Origin of the sequence: Enteractinococcus coprophilus (genome assembly GCF_006716305.1) — a bacterium.
GTDB classification, from domain to species: domain Bacteria; phylum Actinomycetota; class Actinomycetes; order Actinomycetales; family Micrococcaceae; genus Yaniella; species Yaniella coprophila.
This window is the reverse complement of the sequence record NZ_VFOU01000002.1, coordinates 203,859-217,910: the sequence shown is the minus strand read 5'-3', so window position 1 is coordinate 217,910 and position 14,052 is coordinate 203,859. Positions and strand designations below refer to the sequence as shown.

At 58.2% G+C, this 14,052-nt stretch carries 10 protein-coding genes; 3 read left to right on the top strand and 7 right to left on the bottom strand.

From position 1 onward, the window contains the following. Nucleotides 1–17: 17 nt before the first annotated feature. Nucleotides 18–2,729 (bottom strand): Rne/Rng family ribonuclease, encoded by a 2,712-nt coding sequence (locus FB556_RS05775; protein ID WP_141865710.1) that lies wholly within the window; start codon nucleotides 2,727–2,729, stop codon nucleotides 18–20. Between the two features lie 351 nt (nucleotides 2,730–3,080). On the opposite strand from FB556_RS05775, the gene FB556_RS05770 reads away from it, so the two are divergent. Further along, nucleotides 3,081–3,698: a vitamin K epoxide reductase family protein gene (locus FB556_RS05770; protein ID WP_141865708.1), complete on the top strand. Its 618-nt coding sequence runs from the start codon at nucleotides 3,081–3,083 to the stop codon at nucleotides 3,696–3,698. Nucleotides 3,699–3,708: 10 nt separating this feature from the next. Next, a complete protein-coding gene (locus tag FB556_RS05765; RefSeq protein ID WP_141865707.1) occupies nucleotides 3,709–4,371 on the top strand; it encodes an NUDIX hydrolase in 663 nt (220 codons plus the stop codon). A gap of 66 nt (nucleotides 4,372–4,437) precedes the next feature. Here the strand turns inward: FB556_RS05765 and ndk are convergent, their stop codons facing one another. The 5 genes from ndk to FB556_RS05740 all read right to left on the bottom strand — a co-directional run bounded on the left by ndk (nucleotide 4,438) and on the right by FB556_RS05740 (nucleotide 12,410). Then, on the bottom strand, nucleotides 4,438–4,857 hold the full coding sequence (gene ndk, locus FB556_RS05760) for a nucleoside-diphosphate kinase (RefSeq protein WP_141865705.1): 420 nt from the start codon (nucleotides 4,855–4,857) through the stop codon (nucleotides 4,438–4,440). A 62-nt stretch (nucleotides 4,858–4,919) separates the two neighbouring features. Beyond that, nucleotides 4,920–5,402, bottom strand: a complete 483-nt coding sequence (locus FB556_RS05755) for a DUF4233 domain-containing protein (RefSeq protein WP_246057238.1) — start codon at nucleotides 5,400–5,402, stop codon at nucleotides 4,920–4,922. Continuing rightward, complete coding sequence (locus FB556_RS05750; RefSeq protein WP_141865701.1) at nucleotides 5,392–6,876, bottom strand: bifunctional folylpolyglutamate synthase/dihydrofolate synthase; 1,485 nt, start codon at nucleotides 6,874–6,876, stop codon at nucleotides 5,392–5,394. Before FB556_RS05750 ends, FB556_RS05755 begins: the two co-directional genes overlap by 11 nt. Beyond that, nucleotides 6,876–10,256, bottom strand: a complete 3,381-nt coding sequence (ileS, locus tag FB556_RS05745) for an isoleucine--tRNA ligase (RefSeq protein ID WP_141865699.1) — start codon at nucleotides 10,254–10,256, stop codon at nucleotides 6,876–6,878. Before ileS ends, FB556_RS05750 begins: the two co-directional genes overlap by 1 nt. Nucleotides 10,257–10,514: 258 nt before the next feature. After that, a complete protein-coding gene (locus tag FB556_RS05740; protein ID WP_379984992.1) occupies nucleotides 10,515–12,410 on the bottom strand; it encodes an APC family permease in 1,896 nt (631 codons plus the stop codon). A gap of 490 nt (nucleotides 12,411–12,900) precedes the next feature. On the opposite strand from FB556_RS05740, the gene FB556_RS13865 reads away from it, so the two are divergent. Next, nucleotides 12,901–13,143, top strand: a complete 243-nt coding sequence (locus FB556_RS13865) for a cupin domain-containing protein (protein WP_141865697.1) — start codon at nucleotides 12,901–12,903, stop codon at nucleotides 13,141–13,143. A gap of 72 nt (nucleotides 13,144–13,215) precedes the next feature. On the opposite strand, the gene FB556_RS05730 is transcribed toward FB556_RS13865, so the two are convergent. Beyond that, complete coding sequence (locus tag FB556_RS05730) at nucleotides 13,216–13,998, bottom strand: SDR family oxidoreductase (RefSeq protein WP_141865695.1); 783 nt, start codon at nucleotides 13,996–13,998, stop codon at nucleotides 13,216–13,218. Between the last annotated feature and the right edge of the window lie 54 nt (nucleotides 13,999–14,052).

Below are 14,052 nucleotides of genomic sequence, written 5' to 3'. Positions count from 1 at the left end.
GTGAACCAAATTGATCATCAGCGTGACGTGCCCGGCGAAGAAATTTCTTCGGCTGGCACCCCGACCCCCAAGATTGCTGATGACTTCACAGGTTTCTCAGCTTTGCGAGGCTGATCTTCGATACTGGCCGCAAACGTCTTGCCTTGCGGCTCTGGCGCATCGGTGGCCTGCTGAATCTTTGTTGCCCCGGTGCCTGAGGTTGCCGCACGGCGACGCTTCTTCGATGCTGGTTGGCTCGGGGTGACGTTGTCACGAGTCTCAGCCTTCGGCTGGGCCGCCTGCTGGGCTGGGGCCTTCGTCTCGGGCTGGTGCTGCTGCACGGCCTGTTTGACGTCTTGCTCGCTGCGGGTGCTGGCCTGTCCGGCGGATCCTTGCGGGGCAACGGCACGACGGCGCTTGCGCGATGTTCGCGAGCTACGTTGCCCTTCATCTGCTGCCACCGACTGCTCGGCTGCCGACTGCTGTTGCTGTGCGGATTTGTCGGCGTCTTGCTGTTCAGCACGCTGATCGTCGCGTGAGCTCTCGTCGGCACGGCGGTTCGTGCGTCCGCGTTCGCCTCTGCGACGACGACCGGACCCGTTGGAGGTCTCTTGGGCATCGTCGGACCGGGTGTCAGCGGTACCTTTCTTGCTGTCACCGTTGGTTTTGGTCGTGGCGGCAGCAACCGAGGCCATGGCATGACGAGTCTGCTCGGCCTTTTCCCCGTGCCCGTTTTCAAGCTGTTGGTCCTGCTGCTCGTCGGCCTGCTGGTCTTTCGGCTGGCGACGACGGCTACGCCGTGTACCGGCTTCTCCCCCGCGGCGACGATGCGATGCCGACGACTCATAGGGTTTTCCGCGTTCGACGGGTTCATCGTGTACGACAATGCCGCGACCGTCACAGTGCTCACAGGTGTGTGAGAACACTTCGACCAATCCGGTACCCATGCGTTTCCGGGTCATCTGGACTAGACCAAGCGATGTGACTTCTGCAACCTGGTGGCGGGAACGATCCCGACCGAGACATTCGACTAAACGACGCACCACGAGGTCGCGGTTGGATTCCAAGACCATGTCGATGAAGTCCACGACAATAATGCCGCCGATATCGCGCAACCGCAGCTGACGCACAATCTCTTCGGCAGCTTCCAAGTTATTCTTGGTCACCGTTTCTTCCAGGTTGCCCCCGGAACCGGTGAATTTCCCGGTGTTGACGTCCACCACGGTCATGGCTTCGGTCCGGTCAAAGACTAATGATCCACCAGAGGGCAGGTTGACCTTCCGGTCCAGTGCCTTTTGCAGTTGCTCATCGATGCGGTAGTGCCCAAACAGATCAGCACCGTTGAAGGCTTTGGGATCCCATTGCTCTAAACGATCAGTCAGGTCTGGCGCCACGTAGGTGACGTAGGCCTGGATTTTGTCCCAGACCTCTTCGCCTTCGACCAGCATCTTGGTGAAGTCTTCATTGAAGACGTCGCGAACCACTTTGATCGTGAGATCCGGTTCGGAGTGCAACAGTTCCGGAGCTAAGACCTTCGTCGATTTCGACTGGGCTTCAATTTCTTCCCACTGCTTCCGCAAGCGGTTAATATCGTTGAGTAATTCTTCTTCCGAGATCCCTTCGGCAGCGGTCCGCACGATAACACCGGTCTTATCCGGCAGGTTTTCTTTCAGGATCGCTTTGAGACGGTTACGCTCGGTATCGGGCAACTTGCGCGAAATACCGGTCATCGAACCACCGGGCACATACACCAGGTAGCGGCCCGGCAGGGAAATCTGTGCGGTCAGGCGTGCACCCTTGTGACCGACCGGGTCTTTGGTCACCTGAACTAAGACCGAGTCACCCGATTTCAGGGCGTTTTCAATTTTCTTGGCTTTGCCGTCTAACTGCGCGGTGTCCCAGTTGACCTCACCGGCATATAGCACCGCGTTGCGGCCACGACCGATATCCACGAAGGCGGCTTCCATCGAGGGCAGCACGTTTTGTACCTTACCGAGGTACACGTTGCCAATGAGCGAATCCTGCTGAGTGTTCGAAACAAAGTGCTCGGCAAAAATGCCGTCTTCTAACACCGCGATCTGGATGCGGGTGTCGTGTTGGCGAACCAGCATTTTGCGTTCGACCGATTCGCGGCGTGCCAGGAACTCAGCTTCTGAGATGACGGTGTTGCGTTGGCGGCCGCGACGCGTTGAACGGCGGCGTTGGCGTTTGGCTTCCAGGCGGGTGGAGCCGCGCAGTGAGGTGACCTCATCGGGCCCGGAGGTTGAGGCTTGGCGTGGGGCGCGCACCCGAGTGACGGTATCTTCCGGATCGCCTTCTCCCCCGCCGTCCATTTCTAAATCAATGTTGCCGCGGCGTCGACGGCGACGACGATGGGATACCGGTTGGTCATCATCTGCCGCCCGGCTGCGCTCACTGTCGCGTTTGCCGCGCGAGGTGCGCTTGTCATCATCGCGAGTGTCGTCTTCACTGTCATGATCGGCGTCGCCTGTGTTGTCGCGCTGTTTGCGGTTGCGTTGTTGACGGTTGTCGCCACGCTTGTTGTCGCGTTTCGTGTTGTGTTGCCGATCATCCCGTGACCGTTCCTCTTGAGGTTCTTGGCTTTCGGGTTTCTTGCGCCGAACCGGGACCTTTGAGTAGTCCGGAGCTTGAAATAACAACCCGGTGGGATCATCGGGCAGTGGTGTGCCCGCGACAGGCGATGGTTGCGTGTATTCATTGAGTTCTTGAGTTTTATCGGCAGCTGGCATGCTGCGCCTCCCGGACCTAACCGCGGTCCGCACTCACCACGGGTAGGCCAAATCCGATTGTGCGTCCGCCTTGGTGGCTAGTACGCACTACGAAAAAGCCTAGAATGAACCGGTCGTTGCCGGAGCCAGCAGAAGCATACAAGACAATTCAAAAACTTCAGGAGCTTACGTCGAGGGATTCAACATCTTTAGTGTCACAATGGAATCAACCGTCGCAACCGTAAGCCATAAAGCTTCCGCAGGACCCACCGAGTGTGCGTGCACGATGTGGTCTCCACCATTGTGACATACTTTTGGCCAAAACCCGTTATTCTGTGCTCGCACTCAGCTGACGGCCCTATACTTGGCCGCGTGAATACGGCAGTAAACTTCCCCCCTGACACCGAAGAACAACCCTGGTACGCGTCCAGTTTTGGTTCTGCGATGGTGCTGTTAGTCAGCGGTATCATCGGGCTGATTGCCACCTTGGTGTTGACCTATGAACGCGTTCAACTGTGGATGAATCCCGACTATGTCACCTCGTGTGACTTCAGCGTCTGGGTCTCCTGTGGGAAGGTCATGCAATCCTGGCAGGCCAGTTTATTTGGGTTTTCCAATCAGTTCATCGGCATCATCGGGTTTACGATTGTCATCACGATTGCGATGGCGATTATCGGTGGGGCACGGTTTGTGAATTGGTGGTGGCACGCCCTATGCATCGGACTGGGACTTGCCATGATCTTTTGTTTGTGGCTGTGGACCCAGGCGGTGTATGTCATCAACACGCTGTGCATCTATTGCATGGTGGTATGGGCGGTGACCATCCCGGCTGCGGTGCTCATCTTTGCGCGTAATGTGTCACAGGATTTGATCAAAGTCACACCACGAACGAAGATGATCATCACAACGGCCACCTGGCCGACGATCATTGTGTTATACCTTGTGATCGGTGGATCAATCCTGCTGCGTTTTGGCGAAGCAATGTTTTAGGACCGTGTAATTGGACGCTCAAAAATTCAATGCCATGCCCCGCCCCGAGCTCACCCACCCCTATGTGGCAGCACGACAGGCCGCCTCAGTTATCATGGTGCGGCAGGTGGACCAAGAGCTTGAAGTATATGTTCAACACCGTGCTACGACGATGGACTTTGCCGCCGGTGCCGTCGTATTTCCCGGTGGCCGCACCGATGCCGAGGACGCTGATTTTGAATTTGGTATCGACACCCAGCCGATCCTGACCCAGCACGCCCGAGGCTGGCAGCGGACGTCACTGGGTTCATCGATTCCGGGCCAGGCCGTCAAAAACTCTTCGATGATGCTGCGTACCGGCCTACGCGAAGTGGAAGAAGAAACCGGGGTGCAACTGAAACCTGAGATCATGCGGCCGTGGGCGAATCTGATCACTCCGGTGGGCTATCCCAAACGGTTTGATACGTTCTTCTATTTGGCTACCCCTGGGGACGAAGTGATGCCAGAAAACATCACAACCGAGGCCACTGCGGCCGATTGGCACAGTATCGAGTCAATCCTGCACGGGGCAGAAGTCAAAAAGATTGCGCTGATGCGCCCCACCGAATTCTTACTGGCCGATATTGTAGAAGCCGGCTCGATCCAGGCGCTGCTCGCCCGTGATCCGGTGGTCACCCCGATACGCGGCCTTTAGGAAGTGACTGCTCAAACGCCAATGGCACCGGAAAAACCGGTGCCATTGATGCTTAAAGTCTTGAGCTTAGCCGAACCAGAGGTCGATCTCGCGCTCTGCTGACAGGGTCGAGTCGGAGGCGTGGATGAGGTTCTTTTGTACGCTTTCGCCCCAGTCGCGTCCAAAATCGCCGCGAATCGTTCCGGCGTCGGCCAGGGTTGGATCGGAAATACCAGCCAGCTGGCGGATGCCTTCGATCACGCGGTCGCCTTCGAAGATGGCCGCGACAATAGGTCCGGAAGCCATGAAGTTGACCAGTGGTTCAAAGAAGTCTTTGCCCTGGTGTTCCTCGTAGTGTTCAGCCAGCATCTGAGGGGTGGCATTGAGCATGAGTAGCTCGGTGATTTGGTATCCCTTACGCTCGATACGCGCCAAGATCTCACCGGTGAGTCCACGTTCCACGCCGTCGGGCTTGACGAGAACAAGTGTGCGTTCAGGCTGGCTCATAAAACTACCTCTTCATCAGATGCTTGAAGGTCTCGCGGTTGCGTTACCCCTCACGATCATACCTAATCGGTGTCGGCTTCCGTACCGTGTTCCTGTTCCCAGGCTTCTTGTTCTTTGGCTCGTTGAGCATTTTCAGCATCGATCTGTTTGCCCTTGGTTATCGCATACCACCAGGCCAGGGCGAACGCTATTCCGATGAAAAAGCCGAAGGATTCGAAAAAACCGGAGGCAACCAGCAATCCCTGGATAATCCAGCCGACGGCGATACCGGCTGGTTTTTTCACAAACCGTGCCGTCACCCCGGTAATGATCGCCAACACGAGGCTGCCTAGCAGCATCCATAGGCCACCGTTGTCTTGGTTCAGACCATAAAGCATCAACCCGAAGAAGGCGATGACAAAGGCTTCCCCCAGCAGCACGGTCGAGGCGAAGAGCACAAAGATCGAGCGCTGGGTTTTCTGTTGCCCGGGTTGCCAGGCGCGTTGTGCCCGGGTTTCGCGTTCTGGCCGCCAGGACTCACGGCCGGGTTGTTCTTCAGGACTCATCGTCGTCCTCCTCTTGGTCATCTTGTGCGAAGAAGTCGCTGAAGTCATCGTGGCCTTCGACTTCGACACTGGCATCGGTCGTCGTGGCATCGGGGCCCAGCAGTCCGCGGACCTGCCCGACCAAAGTGATCGACCCGGTGACCAAAACGCCCGCTCCCCCGGTCCCGGCGGTCAGCGTCCGTCCGGCTTCCTGAACTCGGGCTTCAATATCTCGCACGCCTTGCACGGTCCAGGCGATGGCATCCACCACCGAGTCGGTGGTGAATAGCTGGTCTTCGTCCCACCCGGCGTCCAGGGCGATTTCGGTCAATTCTTCGGCGCCGATGGCTCGCGGGGAATTGGATTTGGTGATCGCCACGTGTTCCACGTCGTCCCCGAAGTGGTCAAAGAGTGCGGTGAGGATGCCCAGGGTATCCTTGTCATCCAAAATGCCAACGACCAGGCCCAGGGAGGAGAAGTTGAAGGTTTCGCGCATGGTGGCGGCGGTGGCTTCAATCCCCTGCGGGTTGTGGGCGGCATCAATGACCAGTGACGGGTTGGTGCGCAGCAGTTCTAGACGTCCCGGGCTGGTGACCATCGACAGTCCGTCTTGCAGGATGTCGCGATTCAACGGTTGTTCACCGGCTCCCAAGAACGCTTCCAGTGCTGCGATGGCAACCGCAAGGTTTTGGACCTGGTGGGCACCGTGCAGTGGGAGGAAGAGATCGTTGTAATCAGCGGCGAGACCTTTGATGGAAACCTGTTGGCCGCCTACGGCCACCGAGCGATGCGTGACGCCGAACTCGATGTTTTCGAATTTGAAGTTCACGTGTTTGGCACGGGCCGCTTCCAGCAGCACCTGGGCGGCTTCGGGGTCTTGAGCCGCCGAGATCAGATAGCCGTTGTCTTTAATGATTCCGGATTTCTCGACCGCGATGGCACCAGGTGTATCGCCGAGCAGGTCGGCGTGGTCGACCGAGATCGGTGTGACCACCGAGACCTGGGCGTCGGCCACGTTGGTGGCATCAGTGATCCCTCCTAAGCCCACTTCTACCACCATGACATCTACCGGGGCATCGGCGAAGATCGCATAACCCAGGGCGGTCACGGTTTCAAAGTAGGTGAGTTTCTGTTCACCTGCTGCTTCGAGTTTGGCATCCACAATGTCGAGCAGCGGGGCGATCTCATTGAACACCCGGACAAAGGTGGCGTCATCGACGGGCTCACCATCTAAGGTGATGCGCTCGGTAACCTTGACCAGGTGCGGCGAGGTGTAGCGCCCGGTGCGCAGCCCGTGGGCGATCAAAACTTGTTCGATGATGCGTGCCGTTGTCGTCTTGCCGTTGGTACCGGTCAAATGGATCACGGGGGCACTGTGCTGAGGGTCGCCCAGCAGGGCCATGATGTCGAACATCGGTTGCATGCGGGGCTCCATTTTGTTTTCGGGAGCCCGCGATAACAGGTGTACATAGACCTGTTCTGCGGTTTCAAACATTAGGCGTCGACTTTCTGCACGGTGACTTCCACGGATTTGGTGGCGTCATCGGCGAACGATTCGCGGGGGTCGGTAGCGTCAGTGGCTTCGAAAGCGACCTTGAGCGACAGCGTTTCATTGCTGATGAGGCCCTCGTGTGCGCTGATGGCACTGATGACGGCGTCGGGTCCGGTAATCACGGTGTGAATCCGGTCCGAGACATCCAGGTCTGCGTCGCGGCGGGCCGATTGGACGGCACGGATGACGTCGCGTGCGGCACCTTCTGCGGCCAGAGTTTCATCAACTGCGGTGTTGAGGATGACGAAGCCGGCTGGAATAACAGCGACTGCTGATTCTGGGTTGTCGAGGTCTTCTTCGACCACCGTGGACAGGGTGTATTCATTGGGTTCCAGGGCAATGCCGCCGGCGACGACGGTGCCGTCGTCTTCGACTTTCCAATCATCAGATTTGGAGGCCTTGATGACGGTCTGGACGTCGCGGCCAAGGCGTGGACCGGCTTCGCGAGCGTCGACAACCAGCTGCTGGGAGATACCGAAGTCCTCGGCTGAGGTGTTGGCAACATCCACGAGTTTGATGTTTTTCAGGTTGAGTTCATCGGCCAGGATGTCAGTGAAATCCTGGGTGAAGCGCTGGATATCCGGCACGACGACGGTCAGCTCAGACAGTGGCAAGCGCACCCGACGGTTGGCGCCCTTGCGCAGGGAGGAGGCCGACGAGGCGATCGTGCGGACCAGTTCCATGGTGTCCTGGAGCTGTTCTGCTTCGGCGCCCGATGGGAACAGGTCGGCATCCGGGTAGTCAGTCAGATGGACCGAACGGCCGCCGGTCATGCCACGCCAGATTTCCTCGGCAACCATGGGCATCAGCGGAGCGGCGGCGCGAACGAAGGCTTCCAACACGGTGTACAGGGTGTCCAGTGCCTGGGTGTCTTCGGCGAAGAAGCGTTGCCGCGACCGGCGGATGTACCAGTTGGTCATGGTTTCCATGTAGCCGCGGATGGCTTCGGTGGCTCCAGAGACATTGTAGTCATCCAGTGAAGCTTTCACGTCGCGCAGCATGGTGCCGGTGGCGGCCAGGATGTACTGGTCAAGTGGATCGGTGGACTCATAGCGGAAGGAAGCCTGGTAGCCTTCGGGGCGTTTGCCGCCGTCGGTGGCCGAGTTGGCATACAAGCTAAAGAAGTGCCAGACATTCCAGGCCGGCAGGATGGCCTGGCGGGCGGCTTCGCGGATGCCCTCTTCGGTGACAATCAGGTTGCCGCCGCGCAGGATGGGCGAGGCCATCAAGAACCAGCGCATCGCATCGGAGCCGTCGCGGTCTAAGACCTCGTTGACGTCCGGGTAGTTCTGCAGTGATTTGGACATCTTATTGCCGTCGGAGCCCAGGACAATACCGTGGGAGATGACGTTTTTGAACGCCGGACGATCAAAGAGTGCGGTGCCTAGCACGTGCATGGTGTAGAACCAGCCGCGGGTTTGACCGATGTATTCGACGATGAAGTCGGCCGGGTTGTGGGTGTCGAACCAGTCCTTATTGTTCATCGGGTAGTGGACCTGGGCATACGGCATGGAGCCGGAGTCGAACCAGACGTCGAGGACGTCTTCGACGCGGCGCATCATTGATTTACCGGTTGGGTCGTCCGGGTTTGGCCGCACTAGCTCATCGATCCATGGGCGGTGTAGGTCGACTTCACCCTCGGCATTGCGGGGCAACTGACCGAAGGCCTCTTCGATTTCAGCTAATGACCCGTAGACCTCGATGCGCGGGTAGTTCGGGTCATCGGATTCCCACACCGGGATGGGTGAGCCCCAGTAGCGGTTGCGCGAGATCGACCAGTCGCGGGCGTTTTCTAGCCATTTGCCAAACTGGCCGTGTTTGACGTTGCCCGGGATCCAGTTGATGTCCTCGTTGTGGCGCAACATGTCATCTTTGAAGTCGGTGACTTTGACATACCAGGAGGTGATCGCCCGGTAGATCAGTGGGGTGCGGCAGCGCCAGCAGTGCGGGTAGGAGTGTTCATAGGACTGTTCGCCCAGCAGCGCGCCCTGGGCACGCAGGGCACGAATGATCGTGCGGTTGGCTTCGAATACCTGCACACCGGCGATGTCTTTTAATACTCCGTCGCCCTGGGATTCATCGGCGAAGAGCGGCAGGAATTTGGCGCCCTCATCCACCGAGAGGACTACCGGGATGCCGTGGGCTTCGTTGACGCGTTGGTCTTCTTCACCATAGGCCGGAGCCTGGTGCACCAGCCCGGTACCGTCTTCGGTTGAGACATAGTCATCGACCAGGATCCGGAAGGCGCTTTCGGTGCCGTAGGTTTCGGCGTCTACAAAGTAAGTAAACAGTGGCTCATAGGCCAGCCCGGCCAGTTGACGGCCGGTGTAGGTGGCTTCGATGGCCGCAACGGCTGCGTCGCCGTCGTCGTAGCCCAGCATCTTGGCGTGCGCCCGAACGCGGTCGGTTGCCAGCAGGACCTTGTCCGCGCTGAAGGTGTCGACTTCGGCGGCCACGACCGGCACGACGGCGTATTCGATGTCCGGGCCAGCGGCGACCGAGAAGTTGGTTGGCAGGGTCCACGGGGTGGTCGTCCAGGCCAGCACACCGACGCCGGTCAGGGCTTCGGCGATCTCGGCGGTCACGCCACCTTCGGGGACGAGTTCGGGTGTGGCTGGCATACCGGTGATCTTGAACTGCACGGTGACCGATGGGTCTTGACGCATCTTGTAGACGTCGTCGTCCATGCGCAGTTCGTGGTTGGACAGCGGGGTTTCATCATTCCAGCAGTAAGGTAGAACACGGAAACCACGGTAGGTCAGGCCACGGTTATGCAGGGTTTTGAAGGCCCAGATGACCGATTCCATAAAGGATGGGTTCAGCGTTTTGTAGTCGTTTTCAAAATCGACCCAGCGCCCCATGCGGTTGATGTACTCGCGCCATTCTTCGGTGTATTCCAGGACCGAGGCGCGGCAGGCGTCGTTGAATTTATCGATGCCCATTTCTTCAATTTCGGCCTTGTCCGTCATGCCGAGTTGCTTCATGGCCTCTAATTCGGCCGGCAGGCCATGGGTATCCCAACCGAAGCGCCGCTCAACGCGACGACCCTGCTGGGTCTGATAGCGGGCGACGAGGTCTTTGACGTAACTGGTCAGCAGGTGGCCGTAGTGTGGCAGACCGTTGGCAAACGGCGGGCCATCGTAGAACACGAACTCGTTGTTGTCGCCGTCGACTTCCGCCGGACGGTTGTCAATGGAGGCTAGGAAGGTGCCGTCTTCGCCCCAGTATTTTAGGATGAGCTCTTCAATGGCGGGCAGATTTGGGGTGGACGGTGTGGAACCGTTTTGAACCCATTGCGCATGGGAACTTGCCAGAGGGTACACAGTTACCTTCCTTGCATCGACGTTCGTTGTGTCACGTGTACATACTTGCAAGGACGCCTCACGACGCGGTACCACCCTGCTTATCTTGGTAACTCCAAGATCGCTTATTGCAGCTGTATCGGGCTGATCCCGTTCGGTTCTACTAAGCGTGTGCCGTTCTTCCGAAGCGCTCCCCGATGATGGTCGGATCACTGCGCGATCGCAACCATCCTACAACATATTCGCAGCCGCGAAATCAGCTCCGGCAAGGTTTTGCCCTCAGGCGACATGCACGATCGGACGGCGGTGAACATCAGGTTCTGCTTCGCGTAAGACTTCCCTGGTGACCGGGGCGACCGCGCCCTCTCCGAAAACCAAATAACGCAAGATATTGGTCACCGGGGTCGCTTCGGTCCATTGGAAATACACGTGCGTTTCACACCCCAGCGCATCGCGCAGATGCAAAGCGACCGCGGCAATCGTGTTGGCGACCGTGGTCCCCTCGGCCACCAGGACCTGATGACCATAGCGCTGCACGCCGTGTACGATCACATCGGTCTCAAACTCCGAACTATCGGCCACGACGACCTCGATAAACAACACGCCGTCCTGCCGGAGATCGTGTGCTAGTTGCGCTTTGCGCAGGTTATCGCGGTAGCGCTGAGCAGCTAAATGACGGGGGTTATGGGCGATCAGGCGAATGACGCCGTCGGCGTGGTCGGCGAGCATCCGCTGGGCGGCCGCATCGAAGTGGATCGAGGTGGCCCGGAGTTCAGTGGAGCGCAGCGCCCGTGAAATGAGGCTGACCACCAGGATCGCCATAATGAAGCTGCCGGCAATTTTGATACCGTCGGGGCGTTCAATGATATTGGCGACGGTTGTATAGGTAAAGATGACCGCAATGACGCCGTATCCGATCGTGGCCCCACGTTGCCCTTTGTGCCGGGCCGCGAGCGTGACGGCGATTGCAGCCGAGGTGATCAGCACCAGCACCCCGGTGGCATAGGCCCCACCCTGGGCATCGACGTCGGCCTGGAAGATGATGGTGATGATAAAAGTGATGGCGACAAACACGAACACCAGGGGCCGGTTTCGTTGGGTCCAGGCCGGGGCCATCCCGTAGTGCGGTAGATAGCGGGGCACCAGGTTGAGCAACCCGGCCATGGCCGAGGCACCGGCAAACCATAGAATCGCCACCATAATGACGTCATATACCGTGCCGAATTCGGGCCCTAAATATTCGTGGGCCAGATACGCCAGTGCACGACCATTGGCTGGTCCGCCTTCTTCAAATGCGGCTGCCGGGATGAGCACGACGGTGGTAAGAGACGATGTAATCAAAAACCCGCTCATGATCAGTGCAGAAGTGGTCAACAGTTGCTTGGTATGCCGGATGCGCCCGGTCGGGTGGGCTTCAGTGTCGGTGGGATCGCCACGGATTTGTGGCATGACGACCACACCGGTTTCGAACCCAGAAAGCCCCAGTGCGAGCTTGGGAAAGACGAGCAGTGCAATCGCGACTACAAACAACGGGTCCCCGTGTTGGGTAGTCAGCACCGTCCACCAGTTGTCAATCAGCACTGGCTGTTGGAACATGTGCGTCATCGCCACGATGATCACGATCAAGTTAACGGTCAGAAACGCGATGACCAACACGGTAGCTACCCGGATGGCTTCTCGGAAGCCCCACAGGAAAATGAGCGCTAGTCCGGCCAGGAGCACTAGCGTAGTGACGACTTCACGACCACTCACCATCGGTGCAGTAATGGGGTTTTCACTCAGGTGTGCGGTGGCGTCAGAGGCAGATAACGTCATGGTGATAACGAAATCGGTCACCACAAATCCCAACAGGATCAAGACCGCAAACTTGCCGGTCCAGCGTGGTAGTAGCTTTGCTAGCATCGCAATCGAGCCGGTACCGTGCGGGCTTTCTTGGGCGACTCTTCGATAGACGGGTAAAGCGCCCGCCAACGTCACAAGGACCAGCACAATGGTTGCAGCAGGGGCAATCACCCCAGCAGCAAGTGCCGCGATGGCTGGTTGGTACCCCAGCGTCGAAAAGTAGTCCAGGCCAGTCAGGCACATAACTCGCAGCCAATGGGCGCGCTCATGATGTTCCGCTCGACCGTGTGGGCCGGCATGACGACCATGTGGAACCGCTGTGTCAGCAAGCATCCAACGACGAAGTCGCTTCTCGGGCGCTAGCGTAGTGTCGCGACCTGTCCTGGCATGGTGTACCGGGCCCTCCCCGTGGGGTCGTTGCCGGTCATTTGCTTCGTCGCTGCCACCCATGACCTTCCGATCGGTTCTACCAAAGACATACGCATTATGGAATGGACAGTCCTGGTGACGGTGTGCTTCGGATTGCCTCAATCCTAGTCCACCCCGTATCTCAGCGATATCCCGAGTGCCTGGTGATCCAGCTGGTGTTGATTGACTCAGGAAGACGGCGGGGAGGAAAATTGAGTTACCGGAACCGTGAGGATACCTCGGTTCTGCCCACTCCCCGATTCTCAACAGCTGGGAGCGACAGCCATGAAATGGACCGTTGAACAGATCGATGAGATGCGCCTCGGCCGACCCATCTACGGCGATAGACAGACAAGTGGCGCTTTAACTTGGCTACGAACCAGCCAGGAAACCAACGGAGAATACCTTCTTGGTTATGGTGAGGCTTCGCCTGGTGTCTCCGCATTATCACACGCAATACTCCGAAAGCATCAAGGTCTTGGATGGAACTTTTGTAGGAAGTGCTGACGATCGGAGCGTTCGTCTGGGGCCCGGTGACGAAGTTTCGGTACCGCCGCGCATGGTTCATTCGTGGGGTCCCGTGCAGGAGCCGGTCAGGATGGTCTTGGAAATCCGTCCCGCACACGAGGGTTTCGAGAAATGGCTAACGTCGAGCTAACAACGTGAGATCTCTAAGGACGCGTTTCCAGACGCATTTGCTAAGAACACGCCTCGAAGTCTGACGAAGCTATCAATCGCTGCTCTGCGCATCGCGAATGATTTTATGCTGGGCCGCTTGTTTAACCGGGCGCATCACGATCTCGTCCAAATTGATGTGGTGTGGCAAATTCACCGCGTAAGCGCAAACATCCGCGACATCTTCAGCGGTCAGGGGTTTGTCCACGCCTGCATAGACGTCGGCGGCCTTATCGGCGTCGCCGCGCATGCGGTTCAGTGCAAACTCGTCGGTCTTGACAAGGCCGGGTAGCACCTCAATAACGCGAATGTTATGTTCGGCTTCTTCCAACCGCAAAGCTCCGGTCAGGGCGTGCTGGCCGAACTTCGCCGCGTTATACCCGGCGCCACCTTCATAGGCGACGATGCCGGCGGTGGAGGTGAGATTCAAAACGGTTCCGGCACCATGCGCACGCAGCATCGGTAAAAACTGCTTGATGACCCGCAGCGACCCCAGCACGTTAGTGTCGTACATCCATTCCCAGTCGCTCAGACTAGCATCGGCGACGGCCTCGGCCCCCATTGCCCCACCGGCAATGTTTAACACCGTATCGATGCCACCCTGCGCCTCGATCGTGTCATAGAGCGCTTGTACTGACGCATCATCGGTGACGTCGGTAGCAACCGGGATCAACGTTCCGGACAGCTGATGGCAGTCTTGTGCCAGGGTTTCTAAATTCTCGGTGCGGCGTCCGGCGGCAAACACCTGCCAACCGTCACGAACCAGTTTTATTGCAGTAGCACGACCAATTCCGGAGGTCGCGCCGGTTACCAGGGCAGCAGGTTGTTCAGCAGTCATATGCACCACCATAAAACAGGGTCGGGGAAATATCGATGTTTGCGGTGACGTCAG

Excerpts from the sequence above, each read along its gene's own strand:
- FB556_RS05740 (WP_379984992.1), bottom strand. The coding sequence starts at position 12,410 with ATGCTTGCTGACACAGCGGTTCCACATGGTCGTCATGCCGGCCCACAC.
- FB556_RS05775 (WP_141865710.1), bottom strand. The coding sequence starts at position 2,729 with ATGCCAGCTGCCGATAAAACTCAAGAACTCAATGAATACACGCAACCA.
- FB556_RS05750 (WP_141865701.1), bottom strand. The coding sequence starts at position 6,876 with ATGTTTGAAACCGCAGAACAGGTCTATGTACACCTGTTATCGCGGGCT.
- FB556_RS05755 (WP_246057238.1), bottom strand. The coding sequence starts at position 5,402 with ATGAGTCCTGAAGAACAACCCGGCCGTGAGTCCTGGCGGCCAGAACGC.
- ndk (WP_141865705.1), bottom strand. The coding sequence starts at position 4,857 with ATGAGCCAGCCTGAACGCACACTTGTTCTCGTCAAGCCCGACGGCGTG.
- FB556_RS13865 (WP_141865697.1), top strand. The coding sequence starts at position 12,901 with ATGGTGAGGCTTCGCCTGGTGTCTCCGCATTATCACACGCAATACTCC.
- FB556_RS05730 (WP_141865695.1), bottom strand. The coding sequence starts at position 13,998 with ATGACTGCTGAACAACCTGCTGCCCTGGTAACCGGCGCGACCTCCGGA.